The sequence below is a fragment of the Calidifontibacter terrae genome, from assembly GCF_054778835.1.
Window position 1 is genome coordinate 101063 of sequence record NZ_BAAGZF010000005.1, and the last position, 24819, is coordinate 125881.

The following is a 24819-nucleotide window of genomic DNA, read 5'->3' on the forward strand; positions in this document are numbered from 1 at the left end:
ACATCAGACTCAGCGCAGCTGCGCATCCGCCTTTGCGCTCCCCGCCAGCGTCCAGAGCGATGAAATCGTCTGTCCGGCAAGGGAGTCCACCAAAGTCGCCCCGACGCTGGTGGGCACTGACACGACATGCGGAACGGCGATCGTACGAGCGCCGGCGGCGACCGCCGACCGCGCGCCGGTCGGCGAATCCTCGACCGCGAGGCAGTCGGCCGGATCGACCCCGAGGGCGGCGGCCGCGGCCAGGTACGGCTCGGGGTGTGGCTTGCCGTTGGTCACCCGATCGCCGGTGATCAGGGCCTGGAACGTTCCCGCCGGAAGGGCATCGAGCATCACCTTGGCGAACGACGCGTACGACATGGTCACCAGCGCGTTCGGAATGCCTGCTGCGACAGCCTCGTTCAGCAACTCCGCCGCGCCCGGACGCCACGGGATGTGTTCGCGCATCTGACGGATCACCGAGTCCAACAGCCAGTCGACAATCTCCTCTGGCGTGAGGGTGACCGGTGAATTGTCACGGATGACCTGCCCGGAGACCAGCAACGGATTACCGACGAGTTGGTGAGCCAACGAGTCGTCCCACACGCCACCGAAGGACGCGACCAGGTCCCGTTCGGCTTGGATCCAATAGGGCTCGGTGTCGACAAGGGTGCCGTCCATGTCCCAGAGCACAGCAGCGGGTCGCATCAGTCCTCCGGCTCGTAACCGAGGTTCGGCGAGAGCCACTTCTCAGCCTGGGCCAGGGTCCACCCCTTGCGCTTGGCGTAGGACTCCAACTGGTCGCGGCCCAGTCGGCCGACCACGAAGTACTGCGACTGCGGATGCGAGAAATACCAGCCCGACACGGCAGCCCCTGGCCACATCGCCATGGAGTCGGTCAGCTCGATTCCGGTCTGCGCCGTCGCGTCGAGCAGGTCGAACAGGGTCTGCTTCTCGGTGTGTTCCGGACAGGCCGGGTAGCCGGGAGCAGGCCGGATGCCGACGTACTTCTCGGCAATGAGGTCCTCGTTGGTCAACGTCTCAGACGCTGCGTAGCCCCAGAACTCCTGGCGCACCTGCTCGTGCATCCGCTCGGCGAACGCCTCGGCGAGCCGGTCGGCGACCGACTCCAACAGGATCGCGTTGTAGTCGTCCAGATCCGCCTTGAACTCCGCAATCTTCTCGCCCGCCCCGAGCCCGCCGGTCACCGCGAAGCCACCGATGTAGTCACGCAGACCGGTCTCCTTGGGCGCGATGAAGTCGGCCAGGGACTTGTTCGGAACCCCGTCGCGGTGAGCGCCCTGCTGGCGCAGGTGGTGCAGCACCGTACGAACCTCGGAGCGGGTCTCGTCGGTGTAGACCTCGATCGAATCGCCGACCGCGTTCGCCGGGAAGAAACCGATGACACCGGCCGCCTCGAGCCAACCCTCGCTCTCGATGCGGTCGAGCATCTCGTTCGCCTCGGCGTACAGCTTGCGGGCAGTCTCCCCTGTGGCCGGGTTGTTGAGGATGTCCGGGAAGCGGCCCTTCATCTCCCAGGCATTGAAGAACGGCTGCCAGTCGATGTATTCGCGCAGCGTCGCCACAGAATAGTTCCGGAACGTCCGGGTGTAGGACGTGACGTGACCATGGACCTGGTCGTTGCCGGTGTCCTTGCTCTGCTGCAGCAGCAGGTGCGGCCGCACCGGTTGGTAGCCGTTCCAGTCGATCTCCGGACGGTTGGCGAGCGCCGCGTCGTAGGAGATCAGCGGGCGATCGTTCTTCTTGGCGGCGTGGCGGGTGCGAATCGATTCGTAGTCTCGCTCGACCTCCGCGAGGAAGGCGTCCTTGCGGGTGTCCGACAGCAGGGCCGAGGCAGTGGGCACCGAGCGCGACGCGTCCTTCACCCACACGACCGGGCCGTGATACTTCGGCGTCACGCGCACAGCGGTGTGGGCGCGCGAGGTCGTTGCGCCGCCCAGCAGCAGCGGGATGTCGAACCCCTGACGTTCCATCTCGGCGGCGACGCCCACCATCTCGTCCAGCGAGGGGGTGATCAAGCCGGACAGCCCGATGATGTCGGCGTTCTCTTCCTTGGCGGTGTCGAGGATCTTCTGTGTCGGAACCATGACACCGAGGTCGATGACGTCGTAGTTGTTGCATTGCAACACGACTCCGACGATGTTCTTGCCGATGTCGTGGACGTCGCCCTTGACCGTGGCCATCACGATCTTGCCCTTGGAGACTGTGGCGCCGTCCTGCTCCGCTTCGATGAACGGAATCAGATGGGCGACAGCCTTTTTCATCACTCGGGCCGACTTGACGACTTGGGGAAGGAACATCTTGCCGGCGCCGAACAGGTCGCCGACAACGCCCATGCCGTCCATCAGCGGACCTTCGATCACGGTCAACGGGCGCTCCCCCGCGGCCGCGAGCTCCACGCGAAGCGCCTCGGTGTCTTCGACCACGAAGTCATCGATGCCCTTGACCAGCGCGTGGGTGATCCGCTCGCGCAGGGGCAGTGTTCGCCACGCCAGCGCGGCGCTGTCGTCCACCGCATCGGCTTCCTTGTTGAACTCGTTCGCGACCTCGAGCAGACGCTCGGTGGCATCGGCGCGGCGGTTCAACACGACGTCCTCGATCCGCTCGCGCAGGTCGGGATCGATCTGGTCGTAGACGACCAGCGCGCCGGCATTGACGATGCCCATATCCATGCCCTCGCGGATCGCGTGGAACAGGAAGACCGAGTGGATCGCCTCGCGTACGGGGTTGTTGCCCCGGAAACTGAAGGAGACGTTCGAAACTCCGCCGGAGATCAGCGCGCCCGGAAGGTTGGCCTTGATCCAGCGGGTGGCCTCGATGAAGTCGACACCGTAGTTCGCGTGCTCCTCGATGCCGGTGGCCACCGCGAAGATGTTCGGGTCGAAAATGATGTCCTCGGGCGGGAATCCGACCTCGTCGACCAGGATCCGATAGGCCCGCTGACAGATGTCCTGCCGACGCTGGATGTTGTCGGCCTGACCGTCTTCGTCGAAGGCCATCACCACGACCGCTGCGCCGTATTTGCGACACAGTCGGGCATGCTCGATGAAGGGCTCAACGCCCTCCTTCATCGAGATCGAGTTGACGATGGATTTGCCCTGAACACAGCGCAATCCGGCCTCGATGACCTCCCATTTGGAGGAGTCGATCATCACCGGAACGGTGCAGATGTCGGGCTCAGCGGCGATGAGTTTGCAGAAGCGGTCCATCGCCTCCACCCCGTCGATCATGCCTTCGTCCATGTTGATGTCGATGATCTGGGCGCCGGCCTCGACCTGTTGTCGGGCAACCGACAGCGCGGCCGGGTAGTCGCCCAGCTTGATCAGTTTGCGGAAGCGGGCCGAGCCGGTGATGTTGGTGCGTTCGCCGACGTTGACGAACAGCGAGTCCTCGTCGATCGTCAACGGCTCCAAACCCGACAGGCGCAGCGCTTGGCGCGGCGTCGCCGGAACGCGCGGTGCGACCTCCTTGATGCGGGTGCCGATTTCCTCGATGTGTTCCGGAGTGGTGCCGCAGCAGCCGCCGAGGATGTTGACCAGGCCGTCGCGCGCGAATTCGGCGAGGACCTCGGCCATCTCCTGCGGCGTCTCGTCGTATTCGCCAAAGGCGTTCGGCAGGCCGGCGTTCGGATAGACCGAGATGAAGGTGTCGGACAGTTTCGCCAGTTCGGCAACGTACGGGCGCATGTCGGCCGCGCCGAGCGCGCAGTTGAAGCCGACCGCGATCGGGCGGGCGTGGCGCACGCTGTTCCAGAACGCCTCGGTGACCTGCCCGGTGAGGGTTCGGCCAGAGGCGTCGGTGATGGTGCCGGAGATGACGACCGGCCAGCGGCGGCCTTCCTGCTCGAAGAGGGTCTCCAGCGCGAAGATCGCGGCCTTGGCGTTCAACGTGTCGAAGATCGTCTCGACCAACAGCAAGTCGCTGCCGCCGTCGATCAAGCCGCGGCCCTGCTCCAGGTAGGCATCGACCAGTTCCTCGAAACTGGTGTTGCGGGCGCCGGGGTCGTTCACATCGGGCGAGATCGACGCCGTACGGTTCGTCGGCCCCAGCGCTCCGGCGACGTAGCGCGGGCGCTCGGGGGTGGCGACTTCGTCGCAGGCCGCCCGGGCGAGTTGCGCCGAGACCAGATTCAGTTCGTACGACAGGTCCTGCATGCCATAGTCGGCCATCGAGATCCGTTGAGCCGAGAAGGTATTTGTCTCGATGATGTCCGATCCAGCGGCGAGGTAGTCACGGTGAATGCCGGTGATGAGCTCGGGGCGGGTGATCGAGAGCAGGTCGTTATTGCCTCGTACGTCCTGGGGCCAGTCGGCGAACCGGTCGCCGCGGAACTCGGCCTCAGACAGTTTGTGGCGCTGGATGAAGACACCCATAGATCCGTCGAGCAACAGGATCCGGGAGGCCATCGCCTTCCGGAGCTCGGCGGAGGCGTCGGGGCGGTGGGCGGACGTGTCGCGTTCGATCTGGTCGACGCGGGAGTCGGAGCGGCTGCTCACTGTTGGCGTTCCCTTCGTAGATACGACGGTGATGGTAGCCCCGACACGTCGGGAGCCGCCCTTGGGATACGCCCAGCGAGACAGTCGGTGATCCTGCGTAGGCTGAGACAACGCCCGCAAGCCGAGAGGGAGAACAGATGATCGAGTTGGAGGATCTCCCGCTGCTGCGCGACCCGATCGTGATTGCGGCCTTCGAGGGATGGAATGACGCCGGCGACGCCGCGACGGGCGCCGTCCTGCACCTGGTGAACGAATGGGACGCCGAACTGGTCGCCGCGATCGACCCGGCCGACTTCTATGACTTCCAGGTCAATCGGCCACGGGTTTCCGGTGACCCCGGCGAGCGACGGATCGAGTGGCCGACCACCCGCGTCTACCTCGCCACCGACACTCCCCTGGATCGCGATGTGCTGCTCATCCACGGCATTGAGCCGTCGTTTCGCTGGTTGCAGTTCACCGCCGAGATAGTCTCGCTGGCCGTCGAAACCGATGTGTCGCTGATGGTCATGCTCGGCGCGCTGCTCGCCGACGTGCCCCACTCCCGTCCGCTGAGCGTCTCGGTGTCGTCGGAGAACCAGGACACCCAGGACCGCTACGACGTTCCGGCCGGCCGTTATGAAGGTCCGACCGGGATCCTCGGCGTGATCGCCGACTCGGCGAACCGTACGGGGATTTCCACCCTCTCCCTGTGGGGCGCGGTCCCCCATTACGCCGCCGGTTCGCCATCGCCAAAGGCCAGTCTGTCGTTGATCGGCCGCCTCGAAGAGCTGCTTGACTCGGCGATCCCCCACGGCGACCTGCCGGAGCAGGCGCGAGCCTGGGAGCGCGGAGTCGACGAACTGGCCTCCGGTGACGACGAGGTCGCGGAATACGTGCAACACCTCGAGCAGGCGCAGGACACCACCGAACTGCCCGAGGCCAGCGGTGACGCGATCGCCCGGGAGTTCGAGAAGTATCTGCGGCGCCGCGACAAGGACCAGTAGCGCCCCGGATCACCGGTCGCCGACGGGCTAGAGCGCCAGACCGAGGGCCGCATCGAGCGCTGCGCTGATGAGCGGCGACGGGCCGGCGTCAGTGGGAGCGCTCTGGGCCCACTGGTCGATCAGCATCAGCGCCTGGGGTGAGCCGAGGTCTTCAGCAATCGTCGAGAGAAGCTGCGGCACAACGGTTTCGGCCGCTGAGTCGCCCGCCACGGCCAGCGCAGCCCGCCAGCTGTCGGCGCGCTGCTGGGCGGCCTCGAGCACCTCGTCGGTGTATTCCCAGTCGGTGCCGTAGTGGTGAGCAAGCACAGCCAGGCGGATGACCATCGGATCGACGCCGGCCGCGCGCAACTGGCTGACCTTCACCAGGTTGCCCTTGCTCTTGCTCATCTTTTCGCCGTCGTAGGCGACCATCGCTTGGTGTGCGTAGTGCTGGGCGAACGGGGTCGACCCGGTGAGCGCGGTCGCCTGCACGGCGCTCATCTCGTGGTGCGGGAAGATCAGGTCTGTGCCACCACCTTGCAGGGTGAAGCCCATGCCGAGGTGGTCGAGCGCGATGGTCGTGCATTCGAGATGCCACCCCGGGCGGCCGTGGCCGAGGGCGAGGCCGTCCCACGACGGCTCCCCGACGCGCTGCCCGCGCCACAACAGGGGGTCGAGCTCGTCTTTCTTACCGGTCCGATCCGGGTCGCCACCACGCTCGGCGAAGACCTCGAGCATCTGCTCGCGCGTCCAGCCGCTCTCCTGCCCGAAGGTGGGCTGGGTCGACAGGTCGAGGTAGAAGTCCTGCACCCCGCTCGCGCCGGCGTCGCTCTCATCGACCGGGATGCCATAGGCGACGCCGGCCTCCAGCAGTTGGTTGATCACCGCGATGTGCCGGGGCATCGTCTCGACGACGCCGACGTAATGCTGCGGAGCAACATTGCGCAGCGCGCCCATGTCCTCGTGGAACAGGTCGATTTCACGACGGGCGAGGTCGCGCCAGTCAATGCCGTCGCGCTCGGCGCGTTCCAGCAGCGGGTCGTCGACATCGGTGGTGTTCTGCACGTACAACACGTCATGGCCGGCGTTGCGGAACGCCCGCAGCGCGAGGTCGAAGGTCACGTAGGTGGCCGCGTGACCGAGGTGGGTCGTGTCGTAGGGCGTGATCCCGCAGACATACATCCGCGCTTGCCCGTTCTCGACCGCCACCTCCCGAAGCTCTCCGGTCTGACGGTGGCGCAGCTGCAACGGCGGTGCCGTGTGGGCCAGCTGCGGGACTTCGGTCTCGGGCCAGGTCTTCACGACGAGTCAGCCTACGGGGTCGCTCATGTGGTCTCGCGGGGTCACCACAACGGCCAGGGCAACGGGTGGCGATCGAGAGGCACCGCGGGCATTTCGGCGCCGTTCAGCAAAACCTCGAGCCGCTCCTCGAACGCATCAATTTCGCTGGCGCTCACCAGGTTTCGCAGATCATCACGCAGACCATCCTCGAGAGCAGCGGAAATCAGAGAGAGTCCCTGCAGGTCGTCGGCACGGATGGGTTCCTGGGCGTATCCCCACAGAACGGTCCGCAGCTTCTCCTCGTCGTGGAAGCAGAGGCCGTGGTCGATCGCCCAGTAGCGATCGCCGTCGGGCAGGATCGCGCTCGCCTTGCGATCGGCGTTGTTCAGCAGCGCATCGAAAACGGCCAGGCGACGCAGCCAGGGGGTGTCGGCGTGGGAGACGATCAGCGGATCCTCGTCGTCGGTCTCGGCGGCCAACACCGGGACGTACGTCGGTGGCACCTCCTGCGGCGGGTCGATCCGTACGAGGTCGTGGTCGGGGCGCTCCAAGAGCGGTCCGACCCAGCGCTGCACGCTGCCCGGTCCGAGCGGTCCCTCGCGCAGTTCGGTGGGAGGCACCAGGTTCCATCCGGCGGCCTGTGAGACCAAGCACGCGGCGACCTCGCGGCCAGCGAGAGTGTCTGGCGGGAAGTCCCACAACGGACGCTCACCGCGAATGGGCTTGTAGACGACCGGGATTCGCTCATCGGCGTCTTCGATCCAGGCGCGCAGCACCATGTTGGAGGCATCGATCAGCCGCCCCTCGATCTGCAACTCACCCGTCCGCAATAGCGATCCGGGGTCGTTCTCAGCGCTTGTATCCGTTGGCACGCGGGCAGATGTGGCCGGACGGATCCAGGGGGTCACCGCAGAACGGGCAGGGCGGACGACCGCCTTCGACGAGAGCGAGGGCACGCCGGGTGAACTCGCGCGCCATCGGCGGGTCGATCGAGATGCGCAGGGTGGTCGAGTCGGGTTCGACAACCTCGACGGTCGGTTCGCCGGTCTCGTCGACCTCGACCGACACCGCGGAATCGAGGGCCTCGACCACGACGAAGCTGCGCTCGACGTCCCACGCGAGGGTCAGTGTTCCAACCCGGAACTCGTCTTCGATCGGGGTCGACAGCGGCTCGTTGTCGACGGGTGCGGTCGGCAGGTCGTCGACCGCGTCGAGGGCCTCCAACATCTCGCCGATCCGCTCGGCCAGCATTTCGACCTGGGCCTTCTCCAACGACACGCTGGTGATCCGGCGGCCGTCAGTGGCCTGGAGGAAAAAGGTGCGCTGGCCGGCCGGGCCAACGGTGCCCGCGACGAACCGTTCGGGCTCGACATATTCGATCAACGGCATGATCTGACCCTATCCCGCGGTGGTGCTGCCACCGCCGACGGCGGCATCGGAATGGGGCTCAGCCTCAGGCTGCGGGACCAGATCGGCAGGGTCGCTGCCGGTGTCATTGAGCCGCAACACGAACGACCGTTCCGGAGTGAGCCGGATCGCCGACAGCGACGCAGGACCTACGTTGATCCGCTGGAAGAGGTCGAGATGCTGGCCCAGGCAGTCAGCGAGGATGGACTTGATAACATCGCCGTGGGAGACGAGCGCCCACACCGCGTTCGGGCCGTGGTTGTCGGTGATCCGTTCGTCGTGTCGTTGCAGAGCGGCCATCGCGCGCCGCTGCATCTGGGCGATCGATTCGTGCGGGAAATCACCGGGTGGGAAGGTGGCGGCGCTGGGGTGATGCTGGACCACCTTCCACAGTTCTTCTTGGGCGAGGTCCTTCAGGGCACGGCCGGTCCAGGCGCCGTATTTGCACTCCCCCACCTCCTCGTCGACGACGACTTCGAGGTCGCGATGACCCACGACCGCCTCGGTCGTCTCCCGACAACGCAACAGCGGACTGGTCACGACCGACGCCAACGGAACCGGCGCCAATCGCTCGCCCAGAGCCACCACCTGCGAACGGCCGGTGTCGTCGAGTCCGATGCCCTCGGTCCAGCCGGCGAGGGTGCCGGCTGCGTTGGAGGTGCTGCGCCCGTGGCGCAGCAACAGAACAGTGGTCACGCCAACAGGCCCTCGGCCCGGGCAGCGCGCGCGACGGCTGCGATGGTTTCGATCCGTTCCTCGATGCTGTCGGCGTAGGGGCCGACGTTCAGCGTTGTGACACCAGCATCTGCATAGGCCCGTAGCCGGGCGCGCAGGACGCTTTCGTCGCCGGCGATCGCGGTGCGTTCGATGAACTCTCGCGGGATGGCCGCGGCCGCGTCGCGCGGTTGCCGGGCGAGGTAGAGGTCTTGCACCGTCGCGGCCTCCTGCTCGAAGCCCATCCGCACCGCCAGCGCGTTGTAGAAGTTTTTGTCGCGCGAGCCCATGCCGCCCACATAGAGCGCGGCGTTGTCGCGCATCCGGTCGGCCGCGGTGTCGACGTCATCGGACAGGCTCACTCCGACGGAGGCAGCGACGTCGAACCCGTCGAGTGTCAGATCGCGCAGGGCCCTTCCCCGGGCGATGGGCTTCAACTGGTCGGGGAGGTATTCCGGGCTGACGAAGATGCCGAGCCAACCGTCGGCGATCTCGCCAGTGAGCGCCAGGTTCTTGGGCCCGATCGAGGCAAGGTAGATCGGCACATCGGCTCGTTCGGGCAGCAACAACAGGCGCAATGCCTTGCCCGGGCCGTCGGGCAGCGGCAGCTCGAAGTGGTCGCCGTGGAACTCAACCTTCTTGCGGTTCAACGCGGTTCGAACGATCTCGACATATTCGCGGGTTCGGCCGAGCGGATCGGCGAAGCGCACCCCATGCCATCCCTCGCTGACCTGCGGCCCGGAGACGCCAAGGCCGAGGTGGAAACGCCCCTTGGTGATCCGGTCGAGTGTCGCGGTGGTCATCGCGGTCATCGCCGGAGTTCTGGCCGGGATCTGCATGATGGCCGCGCCATACCCGACGTTCTGTGTGTGAGCCGCCAGATAGCCGGTCAGGCTCGGGATATCGGAGCCGTAGGCCTCAGCCAGCCACACGACGTCATAGCCGTTCTCGTCGGCGGAGCGGGCGAGTCGCACCATCGCGTCGACATCGTCGGTTCCGGTGGTGCCCCAATAGCCAAGATTCAGACCCAATCGCATAAGAGGCACGCTACCCGCCTGCGCCGACAGGCCACCGTCGCGCCGTACGGTTCTGCCATGCACGTGCGCTCCCTCGGCCGCAGCGGCCTCAAGGTCTCCTCGCTCACCCTCGGCACCATGAACTGGGGCGGCGATGTCGTCCCCGAGGACGCCCGCTCGATCCTCGAGGCGTTCCTCGACGCCGGCGGCACCACCATCGACACCGCGTACGGCTACGGCGACGGTGCCAGCGAGGCCCTGATCGGCGAACTGCTGCAGGACCTGCGGCGCGAAGACGTGGTGTTGATCAGCAAGGCGGGCATCTCCCGGCGTACCGGCGCGCGCGTCGTCGACACCTCTCGCCGAGCGCTGCTGGATCAGCTCGATGAGTCCTTAACCCGTCTGGGAACCGACCATCTCGACCTCTGGCTCGCCCACACCTGGAGTAACCAGACGCCCTGGGAAGAGACCCTCGGCGCGCTCGAACACGCTGTCGCCAGCGGCCGTACGCGGTACGTGGGGGTTTCGAACTACTCCGGCTGGCAGCTGGCGTTGATTGCTGCCGAAGCCCATCGGCTGCGAATTCCGTTGGTCTGCAACCAGATCCAATACAACCTGCTGATGCGGGCGGCAGACACGGATGTCGTGCCGGCCGCTGACCACCTCGGCGTTGGCCTGATGGCGTGGTCGCCGCTGGCCGGCGGACTGCTCACCGGGAAATACCGCTCCGGGGTGCCAGCAGCCTCGCGCGCTGCCTCCGGATCGCACCCGAACTGGGCATCGAACATGCTGCCGTCGGCCAGCGGCCCGGTGATGAAAGCCCTGGCCACGGCGGCCGAAGGGTTGGATGTCAGCCAGGCCGAGTTGGCCTTGGCCTGGCTGCGTGACCACGACCCAGTCGTGAGCGCGGTCGTGGGTGCCCGCTCCCTGTCGCAGGTGCGGCCGTTGTTGGCCAGCGAGGATGTCGACCTGCCGCCGGCTATCGCGGCGGCGTTGGACGACGTCAGCGGCTAACTACTCCTCTTCGTCGTCGAAGTCGAAGTCGTCGTCGCCGAATCCGCTGTACGGCTCGTCGTCGTCCTCATCGTCGTTTTCGAGATCACCGGTGTTTTCGGCGTCGTCATCGTCGTCGTCTTGGGCGTCGTCGTCGTCTTCTTCGGGATCGTCGTCTTCGTCGCCTGAATCGTCGTCTTCGTCATCGGTGTCGTCATCATCGTCATCATCGAAGTCCTCCCCGTCGTCATCGGCGGGCAGGAAGAACGGGGTGGTGACGTGGTAGTTCTCGTAGAGCGCCTCGTCGTAGGCGTCGAACGCGTCCGCCAACGCATCGGTGACCTCGTCCATCCGGGGGTCTTCGGCACCGCGACCTGTCGCGGTGAGTTCCAGGTGACGTTCAAGGGAATTGACGAACTGGGCAAGGGCGGCGCGCGGGTCGGCACTCATGGCCACGAAACTATCGGTTCCGGCGCAGAATGGGCAGTGATGATCGAATACGAATACCAGGTGCTGACGTTTCCGCGCGACGTTGAGCGTTCGACGGTGCGACAACTGCTGACCGACCATGCCGAATACGGACACTGGGAACTAGCGCGAACCCGGCTTTATCTGGGCGGTCACCGACGGGTCTGGTTGCGCCGCAAGATCATCCGAGCAACGCGAACCTTCTGACCGGCTGAGATCACCGTCACGTTGGTTGAGCCGGGGCCACGTTGGTTGAGCCGGCGAGGCGCTCGCCGAGGCGCGTCGAAACCTGGTGCCGACCGTACGGAGGTTTCGACACGCGGCCCGGGCTCCTTCGTCGGGACGGCCGCGGCTCAACCAATGGAGGCTCAGCAGGTCCGCAGGAACTCGCCGAGCACGTCCGCGCCGAAGCGCAGCGAGGCCAGGGGGACTCGCTCGTCGATGCCGTGGAACATCGGGGCGAAGTCGAGGTCGGCCGGCAGCTGCAACGGCGCGAAGCCGTAGCCGGTGATGCCGAGCCGCTTGAGCGCCTTGTTGTCGGTGCCACCGCTGAGGCAGTAGGGCAACACGGCCGCATCCGGGTCGTGAACCAGCAGCGACTGCTTCATCTTCTCAACCAACGGGGCGTCGAAGGGCGCGTCCAGCGCGATGTCGCGGTGCACGACCTCGATCTCGACGAACTCCCCCGCAAGCTCCCCGATGATCCGCATCAGGTCGTCTTCGTGGCCGGGCAGGAACCGGCAGTCCAGGCTCGCTGAGGCCGACTGCGGGATCACGTTGTGCTTGTAGCCGCTGTCCAGCATCGTGAAGTTCGAGGTGTCGCGCAGCGTCCCCTCGACGAATCCGCGTGCGCCACCGAGGTGAGTCAGCAGGTCCGACGCGTCGTCCGGGGCGTACGAGATGCCGGTCAGCTCACTCAGTCCGTCCAGCAGTTGTGAGACGGAGGCGATGTATTCGCGAGGCCACTGGTGGGCGTTGATCCGGCCGATCGCCGCGGCCAACCGTACGACCGCATTTTCGTCATTCGGCACTGAACCGTGGCCGGCGCGGCCGTGGGCGATGAGCCGGAGCCAGGCGATTCCCTTTTCGGCGGTCTGCAGCAGGTAGACCCGCTGCGAGCCGCCCGCCTTCACCGGCACGGTGACGCTGTAGCCGCCGACCTCGCTGATCGCCTCGGTTGCACCCTCGAACAGGTCGGCGTGTTGGTCAACCAGGAAATGGCTGCCCTTGACGCCGCCGGCCTCCTCGTCGGCGAACATCCCAATGACCAGGTCGCGCGGCGGCTTCTTGCCAGTGCGCGCTAGGTCCCGGACGCAGGCGATGATCATCGCGTCCATGTCCTTCATGTCGACTGCGCCGCGGCCCCACAAGCAGTCATCCTTGATCTCGGCGGCGAACGGAGCCACCTGCCAGTCAGCGGCATTCGCCGGAACGACGTCCAGGTGGCCGTGAACGACGAGCGCACCGCGGGAGGAGTCCTCGCCCTCGATCCGCACCACGACGCTCGCGCGACCGGGGTCGCTTTCCAACAGTTGTGGGTCGAGTCCGACCTCGGTGAATTGCGACATGACGTATTCGGCGGCTTTACGTTCGCCGGGCCCTGAACCGTCGCCGTAGTTGCTGGTGTCGATGCCGATCAGGTCCTGGGCGATGCGCACGACCTCGTCGCGGGCTGTGGTCTGGTCGGGCATCAGGACTCCTTTGGCGGCACTGGCTTCTGCGTCGAGTGGCTCCACTGTGACAGACGGCGTACGTCGTCAATCGTGTCGGCCTCGTCGGCGCTCTTGTCGTCGCGGTAGCGCAGCACCCGAGCGAATCGGAGGGTGACTCCCCCGGGATAGCGGGTCGAGCGCTGCAGACCGTCGAACGCGATCTCGACCACCTGTTCTGGGCGCACTCGTACAGTCCAGTCGTCGCGCTCGACCATCAGTTCGGTGAACCGCTCGGTTTGCCAGGCGAGCATCTCGTCGGTCATCCCCTTGAACGTCTTGCCCAGCATCACGAAACCACCGGCCGGATCACGCGCCCCGAGGTGGATGTTCGACAGGAACCCACGCCGCCGACCGCTGCCCTCCTCGACGGCGAGCACCACGAGATCGAGGGTGTGACGAGGTTTCACCTTCACCCAGCCCGAGCCACGACGGCCAGCGGCGTAGGGCAGGTCGAGCCGTTTCAAGACAGCACCCTCGTGACCCTGACTCACCCAGTCATCGAAATTCTGTTGTGCGACAGTCGAGTCGGTGACGTCGTGAGCAGCAACCAGATTTGCGGGTTGTACGAGCTTCGCCAACGCAGATCGACGGTCCTGTTGAGCGGCGTCGACCAGGTCGCGGCCGTCGAGGTGAAGCAGGTCAAAGAACAGTGGTGTCACCGGCACGCGCTCCCGCAGGCTCTGCGGGTCGGCGCTGGAGGCCGTGCGCGATCCGGTCACCTGGAAAGGTTGTGGCCGTCCGTCCGCGGTGAGTGCAATCGCTTCGCCGTCGAGCACTACTTTGTCGGCGGGTAACCGGCGGACCACCTCGACAACCTCCGGCAACCGGTCGGTGATCTCATCCAGACTTCGGGTGAAAAGGTGCACCTCCTCCCCCGCTTTGTGGGCCTGCAACCGGATCCCGTCGAGTTTGACCTCCAGGGTCCAGGGGTGGTCGTCCAGCGCGCTGGCGATGTCCGGGCTCGACCCGGCGAGCATCGGTCGCAAGGGGCGCCCGACCTCCAGCCGTACCGCTGCCAGCGCGTCGGACCCGCCCCCGAGTGCGAGCGCCGCGACCGGACCGGCACGCCCGGCAAGCATCACCGCCCGGCGTACGTCGGTCTCCGACACCTCGGCGGCTGCGGCGATTGCCTTGAGCATGATCCCGTCGCCGGCACCCTGGCGGGCGTCACCCAGCAACAGGCCGGTCAGGAACTTTTCCTCCGGCGGGGTTAACAGCGACCGCAGCTCGGTGAGCAATTCGCCTCGGCGGCGGGCGGATCCGTTGCCAGACAATGCAGCGAACTGTGTCAACCGCTGGTTCACATCGGTCACGGATAACGATGGTTCGATCGCGTTCTCGGGTCCAGCGGCGCGCAACGAGCGCCACCCGACCCCGATCCGACCCTGCGGCAGAATGCCGGCCAGATGATCGGCCACCACGGCCCGTTCGTCAGGCTCGATCGTGCTCAGCAGCTCGGCGATGATCGCCACCTTCTCGACCCGTGACCGCGTCGCCCCAACCGCGCCGGAGGCTGTCGCGACCGCGGCGAAAAGGGTCATCGCTCGCCCGGTGAGACCAACGAGTCGAGGGCGTCCAGTGCCTTCGTCCACGCCTGCAGTGCGCTGTCGCTGTCGTCGTAAGGACCCTCACCGACGGTGAGTGCGGCACCCTCCGGGCCGGGCGCGATCCGTACGACTGCGGTCATCTCGGATTCGCCGGTATCGCGAGTCACGGAGATCGTGTCGCCGTCGGCGGTGACGGCGGTGATTCCCAATTCGGTTGCCCACGCGGCGCGTTCGACATCATCGATGAACGCGCGCTGCAGGCGTCGGGGGTCGGAGTTGAAGGTGCGGTGGAGGGCGACGTCGCTCATGGGCACGATCCTCGCAGCAGCTGTGATCAGGCGCGGGATACGTCGGCAGCCAGGATCTCCGGCCAGCACGCTCCATCGGTCATCGAGCGGCGCGACCAGCACGGTCAGTCCTTCGATCGCTTGAAGGCTGACATGACTCCGGCGGCGGCGAGCAGCAACCCAATCGCGACGATGGCGCTCGGGCCGACGATCGACCAGTCCGGTTCCCAGTTCTGGGTGTCGACGATCGCAGCCAGTATGGCGGTCATGAGGAAGATCAGGCCGGCCGCGACGGTGAAGGGCGACGGGCCGGGGATCCAACGCGACGCCGGTTCGGCAGGGGTCTTCTCCTCGACCTCGAACGGTGTGGAGTTCACAGCTGTGCTCATCGTGCCGACTTCCTTTCGATGGTGATTGCGCCGAAGCCCACCCGGGCATCGACCACGAGCGTGGCGGGCTGATCGCCCAGACGTACGGTTCGGTTCAAGTCGTGGCCGCCACTGCGTGAACTCCAACCGATCTCCTTCTCAATGGCGCTGTCGACATCGATGGAGCCGAAGTCGACATGGCCGCGAATCTCGACCGGAACGCCAGCCGGGACGACCACGGTGAGGTGGCCGAAGGAGACCTTGGCCGGAACGGTGACCTGTCCGGTTGGTGCCGTCACCCGCGTCAGGTCCAACCGGCCATCGCCGGCCGACAGTTCGTACGGCTGGCTGGTGGCTGCCGCCGGGGTCCACGTTTCGCGCCCGGAGGCACCGTTGAGCGTCAGGTCGTGCGGCAGCATGACCAGCACCGCCGTGACGAACGCAAGCAGCCAGCCGACGAAGCTGACACCGCCGGCTTTACGGCCGGTGATTCCGGCCGCGAGAACACCAGCACCGACCACCCCGAGCGCGGCGGCGATGCCGACGCGGGCGGCGACATCCTGATGCGACGTCTGTTGCAGGACCAGCGCGGTGATCCCACCCACCGCGGCAGCAAGCCCGAGCAGGGCCCAGGAGAGCGCTGCACCGAGTGGGCGGCGGCGTGGTCGGGGTGGACTGGGTTGCGTGAGGTTCCGCACGGTGGTTGCCAGCGTGGGTTTGTACGCCGTCGCTCCCCCAGCCGGCATCGGCTCGGTGCGCTCACGGCCTTCGCTTGTGCCACCGAATGAGGGAACCCCGGCGGGTTGACCGGTCCGGGTGGAGACGTAGGCCCAAACGCAGACCGCGATGACCGCCATTGGAATCAAGGGAGTTCCACCCCAGCCGCCGTTCCACAACCAGCCGAATCCACTCGTGGTGACGACAATGGTCGCGATCAGCAAGGCGATCGGGCCACCCTCACCATGACGAGCGGCTCGCTCCAACAGGATCGTGTCGTCACGGTCGGGCAGCAACAACCAAGCGACGAGATAGAGGCTCAGGCCGGCGCCGAACACCAGTCCCAGGACGATGAATCCGGCGCGCACGATGAGCGGATCGACGCCGAGCCGCTGGGCGATGCCGGCGCACACACCACCGATCCACTTGTCGTCTGCGCGCCGGGGCAAACCAGGGTCGCGCAGTGCACCGAGGATCCGGTCGAAGGGATTGTCATGGGCGGCGTCACCAGGCGAATCCTGTTGCGGGGGAAGTGTCTGCTGGGTCATGTCTCCACTGTGGTCGAGGAACGCATGCCCCGCCATCAGGGTCGACCCTGAGCGATCCCTGACCGACCCCTGACCGCCGCCGTCGTCGACCACGCGCCTGGGCACGGTGGGCGAAGATGGAGTCATGACCGTCCCCGTCGATGCGATCCCGGAACGCCCGCCGTTGCTGCGCCAGTTGCACGGACGCTATCTCGGCGGTGTCGCCGGCGGTGTCGCTCACCACCTCGGCCTTCCCGTGGGCGGTGTCCGCGTCTTCTTCGCCGTCACGGGCCTCTTCGGCGTCGGCTGGATCGTCTACGGATTTCTCTGGCTCACCATGCGCGAAGGAGATTTCGAGGCTTCAACGACCACCACCGGCAAGGTTCCGCGGTCGGCCCTGGTGGTCGGTGGCCTCGTGGTGTTGGCAGCCGTCATATCGAGCGTCTTCGTGGGCGCCAACCTTGCTCCCCGGATCGTTTTGCCGTTGATCGCCGTCGCGGTAGGTCTGCTCCTTTCCTGGTCGCTGCTCGACCGGTCGCGTCGCGAACAGTGGCTCGCCAGTCGAGACCTCACCCGCCGTGAGTCGTTGCTGCGCATCGGCATTGGCGCCGTCCTGGTGCTCGGCGGACTGGCCCTTGTGGCATCGCAGGGGCGCGGACTGGCTGGTATCCGAGATGTTGCGTCGGCGACTTTGGTCGTCTTGGTGGGCGGGGCGCTGCTGGTCGCACCGTTCGTCATCCGCGCCTGGGACACCTTCCGCCAGGAACAGACCGCTCGCATTCGAGCCACCGAGAAGGCCGACATCGCCGCCCACCTGCACGACTCGGTCCTGCAAACCCTCGCCTTGGTGCAGCGCCGGGCCGACGACCCGGTTGCGGTGCAGCGCCTCGCGCGGGCCCAGGAGCGGGAGTTGCGCCAATGGCTGTACGCCGACACCGCACCGTCCGCGGCAACTCTGGCTTCGGCGGTCACTGCGGCAGCCCACGAGATCGAGGACCTCCACGGTGTTCCGATCGATCTGGTCGTGACCGGTGACCGGCCGCTCGACGACGACGGAGCTGCCCTCGTACGAGCCCTGGGCGAGGCACTCGCGAATGCGGTGCGCCACGCTGCGCCCCCTATTTCTGCCTACCTCGAGGTCGGCGTCCGTGAGGTCGAGGCGTTCGTTCGTGACCACGGCGCCGGGTTTGACCTCGACGCAGTGTCGGAGGATCGACGGGGCGTGCGCGAGTCGATCATCGGACGGATGGAGCGGCATGGTGGAACAGCCACCCTGCGCCGCCGCGACGATGGAACAGAGGTCACCTTGAAACTGCCGATCCTCACCGCCCCGGAGAACCAGTCATGACGACACCCACCGCTGCGACCCGGGTGGTCTTGGTCGACGACCACCGAATGTTCCGGTCGGGGGTGAAAGCCGAACTCGACGAGAGCATCGATGTGGTCGGCGAGGCCGCGGATGTCGATGCTGCGATCGTCGTCGTGCGATCGACCCGGCCCGATGTCGTGCTGCTGGACGTTCACCTGCCCGGTGGGTCGGGCAACGGTGGCTCGGATGTCGTCTCCGGCTGCGCCGGCCTGACGACCGAAGACGGCGGGCCCGTACGCTTCCTGGCTCTGTCGGTCTCCGATGCGGCTGACGATGTCATCGCAGTGATCCGTTCTGGTGCAAGGGGATACGTCACCAAGACGATTTCCCCCGATGACCTCGTTCGGGCGATCGAGCGGGTCGCTGAAGGGGATGCGGTGTTCTCGCCCCGCCTGGCTGGTTTTGTCCTAGATGCGTTTGGTGCTGCGGCGGGAGAGGTCGCTGAGGTGGATGAGGAGCTGGACCGACTGAGCGCTCGCGAGCGAGAGGTGATGCGCTTGATCGCGCGGGGGTATCAGTACAAAGAAGTTGCCAAGGAACTATTCATTTCGATCAAGACGGTCGAGACCCACGTCTCCGCTGTGCTGCGCAAGCTGCAACTCTCCTCCCGCCACGAGCTGACGTCGTGGGCAATGTCTCGCCGACTGCTGTAACCGGAATACCTGGAGGGGGTATACGTTGGATCGTGTAGAGACCCCGTCGGGGTGAACCTTTTCCAGGAGGATGCGAATGGCAACGCACGAATACAACGTGACCGGTATGACCTGCGAGCACTGCGAGATGTCGGTGCGTGAGGAAGTTGGCGAGATCGCCGGTGTCCAGGACATCCAGGTCAGCCATCGCAGCGGCCGACTGGTCGTCAGCGCGACAGATGAGATTGACGATGCCGCCGTCCTCTCCGCCGTCGACGAGGCGGGGTACGCAGCGGTGCGAGTGTGATGGACCTCGCGCCGAACGCCGAGATCGAGTTGGAACTCGGTGGAATGACCTGCGCCTCCTGCGCGAATCGGATCGAGCGGAAGCTGAACAAGCTCGACGGCGTCGCGGCGACCGTGAACTACGCCACCGAGAAGGCGAAGGTCACGATTCCCCCGAACTACGACCCGCAGCTGCTGATCTTCGAGGTCGCCAAAGCCGGCTACTCCGCGACGCTCCCCACGGCTGAACCGCACGGCGACGCCGACCACGAACTCGACTCTCTGCGCAGGCGATTGGTCGGGTCGGTGATCCTGTCGGTGCCGATCATCGCGATGGCGATGGTCCCAGCGTTCCAGTTCACCGGATGGCAGTGGGTCTCTCTCGTTCTGGCCACACCCGTGATCGGCTGGGCCGCCTGGCCGTTCCACAAGGCGACCTGGACCAACCTGCGCCACGGCGCAGCCACCATGGACACCTTGGTGTCCATGGGAACGGGCGCCGCTTTCGCGTGGTCGCTCTACGCGCTCGTTTTCGGCACCGCTGGCGAGCTCGGGATGAAACATCACTTCGAACTGACGCTCGCTCGGACCGATGGCGCGGCGAACATCTATTTCGAGGTGGCCGCGGGCGTCACCATGTTCCTGTTGGCGGGCCGCTTCTTCGAGAAGAAGTCCAAACGTCAGGCGGGCGCCGCCCTGCAGGCACTGCTCGAACTGGGCGCCAAAGAGGTCGCGGTCGTGCGCGACGGCGTCGAGACGAGGATCGCGATCGACGACCTGCTCGTCGGTGATGAGTTCGTTGTCCGGCCTGGGGAGAAGATCGCCACCGATGGCGTCGTGGTCCACGGTTCCTCCGCGGTCGATGCGTCAATGGTCACCGGCGAGTCAGTGCCGGTCGAAGTCACGGTGGGCGACGCCGTCACCGGTGCGACGGTGAATGCCGGCGGACGACTGGTCGTACGCGCCACTCGGGTCGGCGCCGACACCCAGCTCGCGCGGATGGCCACCCTCGTCGAGGAGGCGCAGACCGGCAAAGCCGAGGTGCAGCGCCTTGCCGACCGAATCTCTGGTGTCTTCGTCCCAGCTGTCATCGCGATCGCGGTGGGTGTGCTGATCGCCTGGTTCGTCACTGGTGCCGCGGCTTCGACCGCCTTTACCGCGGCGGTCGCTGTGCTGGTCATCGCCTGCCCCTGCGCCCTGGGTCTGGCCACTCCGACCGCGCTGCTTGTCGGCACCGGCCGAGGCGCCCAGTTGGGCATCCTGATCAAGGGTCCCGAGGTGTTGGAATCCACCCGGAAGGTCGACACCGTGGTGCTCGACAAGACCGGGACCGTCACCACCGGACGGATGACGCTGGTCGACGTGATCGCTGAGGACAGCGTCGAGCGCCAGGAGATCCTGCGTCTCGCCGGCGCTCTGGAGAACGCCTCCGAGCATCCGATTGCGCGAGCTATCGCGCTGGGCGCGAACCAGGAGGTCGGCGCGTTAGCTATCCCCGAGGACTTCACGAACCTCGAGGGTAAGGGCGTGCAGGGCGTCGTCGGCGGCCACGCGGTGGTTGTGGGCCGCGAATCCCTGTTGGCCGAATGGTCGCAGCACCTCAGCGCCGAGGTCGCCATGCTCAAGCAGCACGCCGAGCAAGAGGGCAAGACGGTTGTCGCCGTCGGCTGGGACGGGCAGGCCCGTGGCGTCCTCGTGGTGGCGGACACCGTGAAGCCGACGAGTGCCCAAGCGATCCGCGGACTGCGGGACCTGGGTCTGACCCCGGTCCTGCTGACCGGTGACAACAAGGCTGTCGCCGCGCAGATCGCGGCCGAAGTCGGCATCGATGAGGTGTTCGCGGAGGTGCTCCCCCAGGACAAGGTCGACGTCGTCGCCCGGCTGCAGCGTGAAGGCCGCGTCGTGGCAATGGTTGGCGATGGAGTGAACGACGCGCCCGCGTTGGCCACGGCTGATCTGGGTCTGGCGATGGGCACCGGCACAGACGTGGCGATCGAGGCGTCAGACATCACCCTGGTACGAGGCGACCTACGCGCCGCCGTCGACGCCATCCGGCTGTCGCGCAGAACGCTCGGCACCATCAAGGGCAACCTGTTCTGGGCATTTGGCTACAACGTGGCGGCCATCCCGATCGCGGCTCTGGGCCTGCTGAACCCGATGCTTGCCGGCGCTGCCATGGCGTTCTCGAGCGTCTTTGTGGTGGCCAACAGCCTGCGACTGCGCGGATTCCGCAGCAGCTTCAGGGGTTAATCCGATGTCGCCGCTTAGTTTCCGCGATCTGACGGCTCCGGAAACGGCGAGAGCCCCGACCTGATAGGTCGGGGCTCTGGCATGAATCCGCAGGGGAACCTGCGGTCTATCTGGTGTCCGAGGGGGGACTTGAACCCCCACCCTCTAATACGAGGACTAGCACCTCAAGCTAGCGCGTCTGCCTATTCCGCCACCCGGACGAGGTGGTATCGACCGCACTTTTTGGTGTGGCCAACAGCCGGAAACACTAGCACGAAGGCCGCCGATCCCCCACATCGGCGCGGTCCGCTCAGCCACCCGGCCAACCGCCTTGCTCACACCACCGGCAACGGCTCCATGAGCGGGATCCCGCGGTCCGACAGCGGCAGAACATCGACGCCGACCTTCAGCGAGCTGCCCGCACTCTCGGTGAAGATCACACCCTTGAACGGCGACACGTCGCGGAAGTCCCGCCCCCAGGCCGTGACGATGTAACGGCTGTCGGCAAAGTGGTTGTTCGTCGGGTCAAGGTCGACCCATCCCAACGGGGTGCGGATAGAGGTCCAGGCGTGAGTGGCATCCGACCCGGCCAACTTCTGCTTGCCGGCCGGAGGCACCGTCTCGATGTAACCGCTGACGTAACGCGACGGCAGTCCGACGACACGGGCCATGCCGACTGCGAGGTGGGCAAAGTCTTGGCAGACACCCTCTTTGCTCGTCAGCACCTCATCCAGGGTGGTCGCGTTGGAGGTGGCACCCTTCTGATAGTTGAAGTCGGCGTAGATCAGTTCGTAGACGTGCTGGAGCGCGTTACCCAACGGCCGGTTGTCCGGCAGGTGTTCCCGGGCGTACGCCTGGACCGTTGGCGTGAGCGCAACGAGGGTCGAGGGGAAGAGATACGTCGCGTGTTCGGTGTCTCGGCCGGCGGCTGCGCGCGCCAGTTCGTCACGCGCCTGACCGATGGTCCACCGGTTCAGCGCGTCGACGTCGACCTGGGGCCAGGTGATCTCGACTCGACTGGTCTTGTGGACCGACAACACGGTGTGTCGGTTGCGGATCTCCAAGTAGTGGCTGTAGTTGCCGAAGAAGTCTGTGTGTTCGGTCATCAGGTCGGCGCGAGGCGCTACCTCGATCACGTTCGACAGCACCTTCTGCTGCGGCGTCGAGCGCGGCCGCAGACAGGCACGACCGTACGACGCCGTGACGTAGTCCTCGTACGTATAGACCGTCGAGTGGCGAACTTCGTAGCGGTGGGTGGCGTGCAGGTCCACGTTCACTGCCGTACCCCGATCTGGTGGCCGTAGGAGATCCGACTGGTCGGCGCCGGTCGTACGAAGTAGGTGTCCGCGATCAGGTCGCTCAACGCTCGCAGGTCGTCGATGACCTGGGCGCACCACGTCGACAATTGCAGGCGGGAGCCGGCCGCCAGATCTTCCGGTCTCACCGAGACCAGTCGGCTCTGCAAGCCGACGACTGCAGCGGACACCGCGGGATCGCCGAGCGGGTCGACGAGCTCGCGCATCCGGCCCAGCTGGAACTCCAACGAACGCGGGTTGATCGGGTCGCGCAGCAACAACTGCAGCATCCCGCCGAACGGCGAGGCGGGACCGTTCCCGCTGGCTAGGCGCCGACGGAAGGTGATCGCCGAATCGACGGCGCGCAGGGTGGCCGCGGTGATCTCCCCGTCGATCACCGGTGAACGCTCGGCGCCGGTTGCCGAGCGCAGCAACGACGTCAGCTGCAGTGACCGCTCGATCCGTCGCCCGAGGTCCATGAACGTCCAGACCTCGTCGCGCACGGTGTTTTCGCCGGCCACTCCCGCCAAGCCGAGCAGCGATTCAAGCAACTGGGCAAGGACGTCGTTGAGTGGCTCGTCGTTGCCGGCGTTGCCGAGCGCGGTCTCCAACCGGCTCAGCAGCAGCCACGTGTCCGTGGAGAGCAACTCGCGCACGGCGTACGAAGTGCGGGTGATGCTGTGCACGTTGTAGGCGATGGTGCCAGGGGTATCGGGGTCGACCAGCAGGCGGCGCAGGTGGTCGATGATGGGTGCGCCCTCGTCGGGGACGCCGGTGAGCAGCCCGAGGCTGTCAACCATGGCTTCCATCGTTGCGTGGCCCGGCGAACCGGTGCGACCAAGGTTGTCGGCGACCAGATCATCGACAACCGACAGCAGGCGGGCCGTGCTCTCGGCTCGCTCGGTGTATCGGCCCCACCAGAACAGGTCGTCGGCGACACGTGGCGCCAGCGCAATTCGGGTGTCGAAGCCCGGCAGCAGCAGGGTCTCCGGCGTACGGAAGCGGCTGTCGGTTCGGCCAGTCGACTCGTTGCCCGCCAACACCCAGACGTCCTTGGACACTCCCCCGCGCTGGTTCGAGACGGTCCAGCTCGCCCCGTCGGCTGAGACTCGACCCAGCCCCCCGGGCAGGAAGCGATAGCCATCGTGGTCGCCGACCCCGAACGCGCGCAGGACGAACCGGCGCGGTTCAAGGCCGTCGTTGCCGATCACCGGGGCGGTCGACATCGCAACCTGCTCCTGGGCTGCCCAGCGCCAGGGTTCGGCCTCGATCTGGGCTTTCAACGTGGCCAGCTGGTCGTCGTCGAGCTCCCAGCCGTACGTCGCGACATCGCCGGTGGCGCGGCTGATCGGCTTGATGACCAGGGTGTTCAACCGGTCGTACGCCTCTCGGGCTGCGTCGTGATCGCCGAACCACCAGGTCTGCGGGTCGGGCAATCTCAGGTCCTGCCCGAGCAACGCCCGCGCCGCAGCCGGCAGATAGGGCACCAAAGCCGGGTTCTCGAGCACCCCACAACCCAGGGGGTTGACCACGCTGATCGTGCCGCGCCGGCATGCCTCGGTCAGTCCGGGAACGCCGAGCCGGGAGTTGCCACGCAGGTCCAACGGATCGGAGAACGCCGCATCCACCCGGCGCACCAACACATCGATCTGTTGCGGGCGATGCGTCGTACGCCGCCACACCTTGCCGTCGCGCATGGTGAGGTCTTCGGCCTGCACCAACGGCAGGCCCAACAGGCTGGCGAGGAACGCCTGGTCGAACGCGGTTTCGCTGTCCGGTCCTGGCGAAAACACCGCGATGTGCGGGTGGGCTACGCCCACCGGGGCCGCGTCGTAGAGCGCGTCACTCATCTGGTCGAAGAAGCCACGCAACCGCGCGATCGACGTGTTGCGATAAAGCCGCGACATCGAGCGACCGACGATGCGCCGGTCGGCCATCGCGTAGCCGGCGCCGGAGGGTGCCTGGGTGCGATCGGCGAGCACCGTCCACGTGCCTTCTGCCGACCGAGCCAGATCGACGCTGGCCATTACGAGCTGTCGGGCGCCCGGCAGCCGTACGCCGTCGACTGCAGGCAGGAATCCGTCGTGGCCGAGAACCGCAGCAGCGGGGATGATGCCGTCGGCAATGAGCCGCCGCTCGCCATAGAGGTCCGTCAGGACGAGGTCCAACAGTTCGGCGCGCTGCGCGAGTCCCGTTTCCAGCGAACCCCACTCGTCACCAGACAGGACCACTGGCAGTGGGTCGAGGGTCCAGTTGCGGGCCGACCCAGCCCCGTAGGTCAGTCCATCACCGCGAACGTGACGGGCCGTCGATCCGCGGCGAGACAGCAAACCGGCTAAGCCGAGCTGTTCGGCGACCTCAATGACTGCCCCGTTGCCGACAGGGCCATCGTTGGTCAGCCATTCGTCGACCGATCCGTTGCGTGTCACCGCTTCGGGCAGTTGCAGCGACAGGGCGTGTACGCGCTCGGCGTAGTCACGCAGGACGGTGGAGTCCTCCTGCGATTGCGCGCTCATG

Annotated in this window: 22 protein-coding genes and 1 tRNA gene; 7 read left to right on the forward strand and 16 right to left on the reverse strand. The window is 66.4% G+C overall.

All coding sequences use genetic code 11. The features are described from left to right. Positions 1 to 9: 9 nt before the first annotated feature. Both ACYU98_RS07465 and metH read right to left on the reverse strand, forming a co-directional pair. Complete coding sequence (locus tag ACYU98_RS07465; protein WP_460467577.1) at positions 10 to 684, reverse strand: HAD family hydrolase; 675 nt, start codon at positions 682 to 684, stop codon at positions 10 to 12. After that, positions 684 to 4493, reverse strand: a complete 3810-nt coding sequence (gene metH, locus ACYU98_RS07470; RefSeq protein ID WP_460467578.1) for a methionine synthase — start codon at positions 4491 to 4493, stop codon at positions 684 to 686. The genes ACYU98_RS07465 and metH overlap by 1 nt, the downstream gene beginning before the upstream one ends. A gap of 137 nt (positions 4494 to 4630) precedes the next feature. Here metH and ACYU98_RS07475 point away from each other — a divergent pair, with 137 nt between their 5' ends. Continuing rightward, positions 4631 to 5476 (forward strand): PAC2 family protein, encoded by an 846-nt coding sequence (locus ACYU98_RS07475; protein ID WP_460467579.1) that lies wholly within the window; start codon positions 4631 to 4633, stop codon positions 5474 to 5476. Positions 5477 to 5503: 27 nt separating this feature from the next. On the opposite strand, the gene mshC is transcribed toward ACYU98_RS07475, so the two are convergent. Genes mshC through ACYU98_RS07500 form a run of 5 tightly spaced genes read right to left on the reverse strand, consistent with a single transcriptional unit; the run spans position 5504 to position 9894 of the window. Further along, positions 5504 to 6757, reverse strand: coding sequence for a cysteine--1-D-myo-inosityl 2-amino-2-deoxy-alpha-D-glucopyranoside ligase (gene mshC / locus ACYU98_RS07480; protein WP_460467580.1), 1254 nt, complete (start codon positions 6755 to 6757; stop codon positions 5504 to 5506). 41 nt (positions 6758 to 6798) lie between these two features. After that, positions 6799 to 7608, reverse strand: a complete 810-nt coding sequence (locus ACYU98_RS07485) for an SCO1664 family protein (RefSeq protein WP_460467581.1) — start codon at positions 7606 to 7608, stop codon at positions 6799 to 6801. Further along, a complete protein-coding gene (locus ACYU98_RS07490) occupies positions 7586 to 8125 on the reverse strand; it encodes a DUF3090 domain-containing protein (protein ID WP_460467582.1) in 540 nt (179 codons plus the stop codon). The genes ACYU98_RS07485 and ACYU98_RS07490 overlap by 23 nt, the downstream gene beginning before the upstream one ends. A 9-nt stretch (positions 8126 to 8134) precedes the next feature. Then, positions 8135 to 8839, reverse strand: a complete 705-nt coding sequence (locus tag ACYU98_RS07495; protein ID WP_460467583.1) for an MSMEG_4193 family putative phosphomutase — start codon at positions 8837 to 8839, stop codon at positions 8135 to 8137. Continuing rightward, a complete protein-coding gene (locus tag ACYU98_RS07500) occupies positions 8836 to 9894 on the reverse strand; it encodes an LLM class F420-dependent oxidoreductase (protein ID WP_460467584.1) in 1059 nt (352 codons plus the stop codon). The genes ACYU98_RS07495 and ACYU98_RS07500 overlap by 4 nt, the downstream gene beginning before the upstream one ends. A gap of 57 nt (positions 9895 to 9951) precedes the next feature. Here ACYU98_RS07500 and ACYU98_RS07505 point away from each other — a divergent pair, with 57 nt between their 5' ends. Continuing rightward, complete coding sequence (locus ACYU98_RS07505; RefSeq protein WP_460467585.1) at positions 9952 to 10887, forward strand: aldo/keto reductase; 936 nt, start codon at positions 9952 to 9954, stop codon at positions 10885 to 10887. Here the strand turns inward: ACYU98_RS07505 and ACYU98_RS07510 are convergent, their stop codons facing one another. Next, complete coding sequence (locus tag ACYU98_RS07510) at positions 10888 to 11316, reverse strand: DNA primase (protein WP_460467586.1); 429 nt, start codon at positions 11314 to 11316, stop codon at positions 10888 to 10890. It abuts the gene before it with no gap. 39 nt (positions 11317 to 11355) lie between these two features. Between ACYU98_RS07510 and ACYU98_RS07515 the strand changes: the two genes are divergently transcribed. After that, on the forward strand, positions 11356 to 11541 hold the full coding sequence (locus ACYU98_RS07515; protein ID WP_460467587.1) for a DUF5703 family protein: 186 nt from the start codon (positions 11356 to 11358) through the stop codon (positions 11539 to 11541). Between the two features lie 161 nt (positions 11542 to 11702). Here ACYU98_RS07515 and ACYU98_RS07520 read toward each other — a convergent pair whose 3' ends face one another. From ACYU98_RS07520 to ACYU98_RS07540, 5 genes are all read right to left on the reverse strand, one after another. Continuing rightward, complete coding sequence (locus ACYU98_RS07520) at positions 11703 to 13025, reverse strand: M20/M25/M40 family metallo-hydrolase (protein WP_460467588.1); 1323 nt, start codon at positions 13023 to 13025, stop codon at positions 11703 to 11705. Next, on the reverse strand, positions 13025 to 14587 hold the full coding sequence (locus ACYU98_RS07525; RefSeq protein ID WP_460467589.1) for an ATP-dependent DNA ligase: 1563 nt from the start codon (positions 14585 to 14587) through the stop codon (positions 13025 to 13027). Before ACYU98_RS07525 ends, ACYU98_RS07520 begins: the two co-directional genes overlap by 1 nt. Then, positions 14584 to 14901: a hypothetical protein gene (locus ACYU98_RS07530; RefSeq protein WP_460467590.1), complete on the reverse strand. Its 318-nt coding sequence runs from the start codon at positions 14899 to 14901 to the stop codon at positions 14584 to 14586. The genes ACYU98_RS07525 and ACYU98_RS07530 overlap by 4 nt, the downstream gene beginning before the upstream one ends. A gap of 104 nt (positions 14902 to 15005) precedes the next feature. Continuing rightward, entirely contained in the window at positions 15006 to 15269 is a 264-nt protein-coding gene (locus tag ACYU98_RS07535; RefSeq protein WP_460467591.1) for a hypothetical protein, read from the reverse strand. Further along, a complete protein-coding gene (locus tag ACYU98_RS07540) occupies positions 15266 to 16513 on the reverse strand; it encodes a PspC domain-containing protein (protein ID WP_460467592.1) in 1248 nt (415 codons plus the stop codon). The genes ACYU98_RS07535 and ACYU98_RS07540 overlap by 4 nt, the downstream gene beginning before the upstream one ends. A 124-nt stretch (positions 16514 to 16637) precedes the next feature. Between ACYU98_RS07540 and ACYU98_RS07545 the strand changes: the two genes are divergently transcribed. The 4 genes from ACYU98_RS07545 to ACYU98_RS07560 all read left to right on the forward strand — a co-directional run bounded on the left by ACYU98_RS07545 (position 16638) and on the right by ACYU98_RS07560 (position 21028). Continuing rightward, positions 16638 to 17840 carry an ATP-binding protein gene (locus ACYU98_RS07545; RefSeq protein WP_460467593.1) on the forward strand — a complete coding sequence of 401 codons (1203 nt, stop codon included), beginning with the start codon at positions 16638 to 16640 and terminating at the stop codon, positions 17838 to 17840. Next, positions 17837 to 18514 (forward strand): LuxR C-terminal-related transcriptional regulator, encoded by a 678-nt coding sequence (locus ACYU98_RS07550; RefSeq protein ID WP_460467594.1) that lies wholly within the window; start codon positions 17837 to 17839, stop codon positions 18512 to 18514. Before ACYU98_RS07545 ends, ACYU98_RS07550 begins: the two co-directional genes overlap by 4 nt. A 76-nt stretch (positions 18515 to 18590) precedes the next feature. Further along, positions 18591 to 18800, forward strand: a complete 210-nt coding sequence (locus ACYU98_RS07555; protein WP_460467595.1) for a heavy-metal-associated domain-containing protein — start codon at positions 18591 to 18593, stop codon at positions 18798 to 18800. Continuing rightward, positions 18800 to 21028 carry a heavy metal translocating P-type ATPase gene (locus ACYU98_RS07560; protein WP_460467596.1) on the forward strand — a complete coding sequence of 743 codons (2229 nt, stop codon included), beginning with the start codon at positions 18800 to 18802 and terminating at the stop codon, positions 21026 to 21028. Before ACYU98_RS07555 ends, ACYU98_RS07560 begins: the two co-directional genes overlap by 1 nt. A gap of 111 nt (positions 21029 to 21139) precedes the next feature. Here the strand turns inward: ACYU98_RS07560 and ACYU98_RS07565 are convergent. From ACYU98_RS07565 to ACYU98_RS07575, 3 genes are all read right to left on the reverse strand, one after another. After that, positions 21140 to 21228 (reverse strand) — tRNA-Leu (locus tag ACYU98_RS07565). A gap of 114 nt (positions 21229 to 21342) precedes the next feature. Continuing rightward, positions 21343 to 22284, reverse strand: coding sequence for a transglutaminase family protein (locus tag ACYU98_RS07570; protein ID WP_460467597.1), 942 nt, complete (start codon positions 22282 to 22284; stop codon positions 21343 to 21345). Next, positions 22281 to 24818 carry a circularly permuted type 2 ATP-grasp protein gene (locus ACYU98_RS07575; protein WP_460467598.1) on the reverse strand — a complete coding sequence of 846 codons (2538 nt, stop codon included), beginning with the start codon at positions 24816 to 24818 and terminating at the stop codon, positions 22281 to 22283. Before ACYU98_RS07575 ends, ACYU98_RS07570 begins: the two co-directional genes overlap by 4 nt. Position 24819: the final 1 nt, after the last annotated feature.

What these genes read in the sequence shown, in the direction of transcription:
- ACYU98_RS07465 (WP_460467577.1), bottom strand. Translation starts at nt 684, where the DNA reads ATGCGACCCGCTGCTGTGCTCTGGGACATGGACGGCACCCTTGTCGAC.
- ACYU98_RS07475 (WP_460467579.1), top strand. Translation starts at nt 4,631, where the DNA reads ATGATCGAGTTGGAGGATCTCCCGCTGCTGCGCGACCCGATCGTGATT.
- ACYU98_RS07490 (WP_460467582.1), bottom strand. Translation starts at nt 8,125, where the DNA reads ATGCCGTTGATCGAATATGTCGAGCCCGAACGGTTCGTCGCGGGCACC.
- ACYU98_RS07500 (WP_460467584.1), bottom strand. Translation starts at nt 9,894, where the DNA reads ATGCGATTGGGTCTGAATCTTGGCTATTGGGGCACCACCGGAACCGAC.
- ACYU98_RS07505 (WP_460467585.1), top strand. Translation starts at nt 9,952, where the DNA reads ATGCACGTGCGCTCCCTCGGCCGCAGCGGCCTCAAGGTCTCCTCGCTC.
- ACYU98_RS07510 (WP_460467586.1), bottom strand. Translation starts at nt 11,316, where the DNA reads ATGAGTGCCGACCCGCGCGCCGCCCTTGCCCAGTTCGTCAATTCCCTT.
- ACYU98_RS07515 (WP_460467587.1), top strand. Translation starts at nt 11,356, where the DNA reads ATGATCGAATACGAATACCAGGTGCTGACGTTTCCGCGCGACGTTGAG.
- ACYU98_RS07520 (WP_460467588.1), bottom strand. Translation starts at nt 13,025, where the DNA reads ATGCCCGACCAGACCACAGCCCGCGACGAGGTCGTGCGCATCGCCCAG.
- ACYU98_RS07525 (WP_460467589.1), bottom strand. Translation starts at nt 14,587, where the DNA reads ATGACCCTTTTCGCCGCGGTCGCGACAGCCTCCGGCGCGGTTGGGGCG.
- ACYU98_RS07530 (WP_460467590.1), bottom strand. Translation starts at nt 14,901, where the DNA reads ATGAGCGACGTCGCCCTCCACCGCACCTTCAACTCCGACCCCCGACGC.
- ACYU98_RS07535 (WP_460467591.1), bottom strand. Translation starts at nt 15,269, where the DNA reads ATGAGCACAGCTGTGAACTCCACACCGTTCGAGGTCGAGGAGAAGACC.
- ACYU98_RS07540 (WP_460467592.1), bottom strand. Translation starts at nt 16,513, where the DNA reads ATGACCCAGCAGACACTTCCCCCGCAACAGGATTCGCCTGGTGACGCC.
- ACYU98_RS07545 (WP_460467593.1), top strand. Translation starts at nt 16,638, where the DNA reads ATGACCGTCCCCGTCGATGCGATCCCGGAACGCCCGCCGTTGCTGCGC.
- ACYU98_RS07550 (WP_460467594.1), top strand. Translation starts at nt 17,837, where the DNA reads ATGACGACACCCACCGCTGCGACCCGGGTGGTCTTGGTCGACGACCAC.
- ACYU98_RS07555 (WP_460467595.1), top strand. Translation starts at nt 18,591, where the DNA reads ATGGCAACGCACGAATACAACGTGACCGGTATGACCTGCGAGCACTGC.
- ACYU98_RS07560 (WP_460467596.1), top strand. Translation starts at nt 18,800, where the DNA reads ATGGACCTCGCGCCGAACGCCGAGATCGAGTTGGAACTCGGTGGAATG.
- ACYU98_RS07575 (WP_460467598.1), bottom strand. Translation starts at nt 24,818, where the DNA reads ATGAGCGCGCAATCGCAGGAGGACTCCACCGTCCTGCGTGACTACGCC.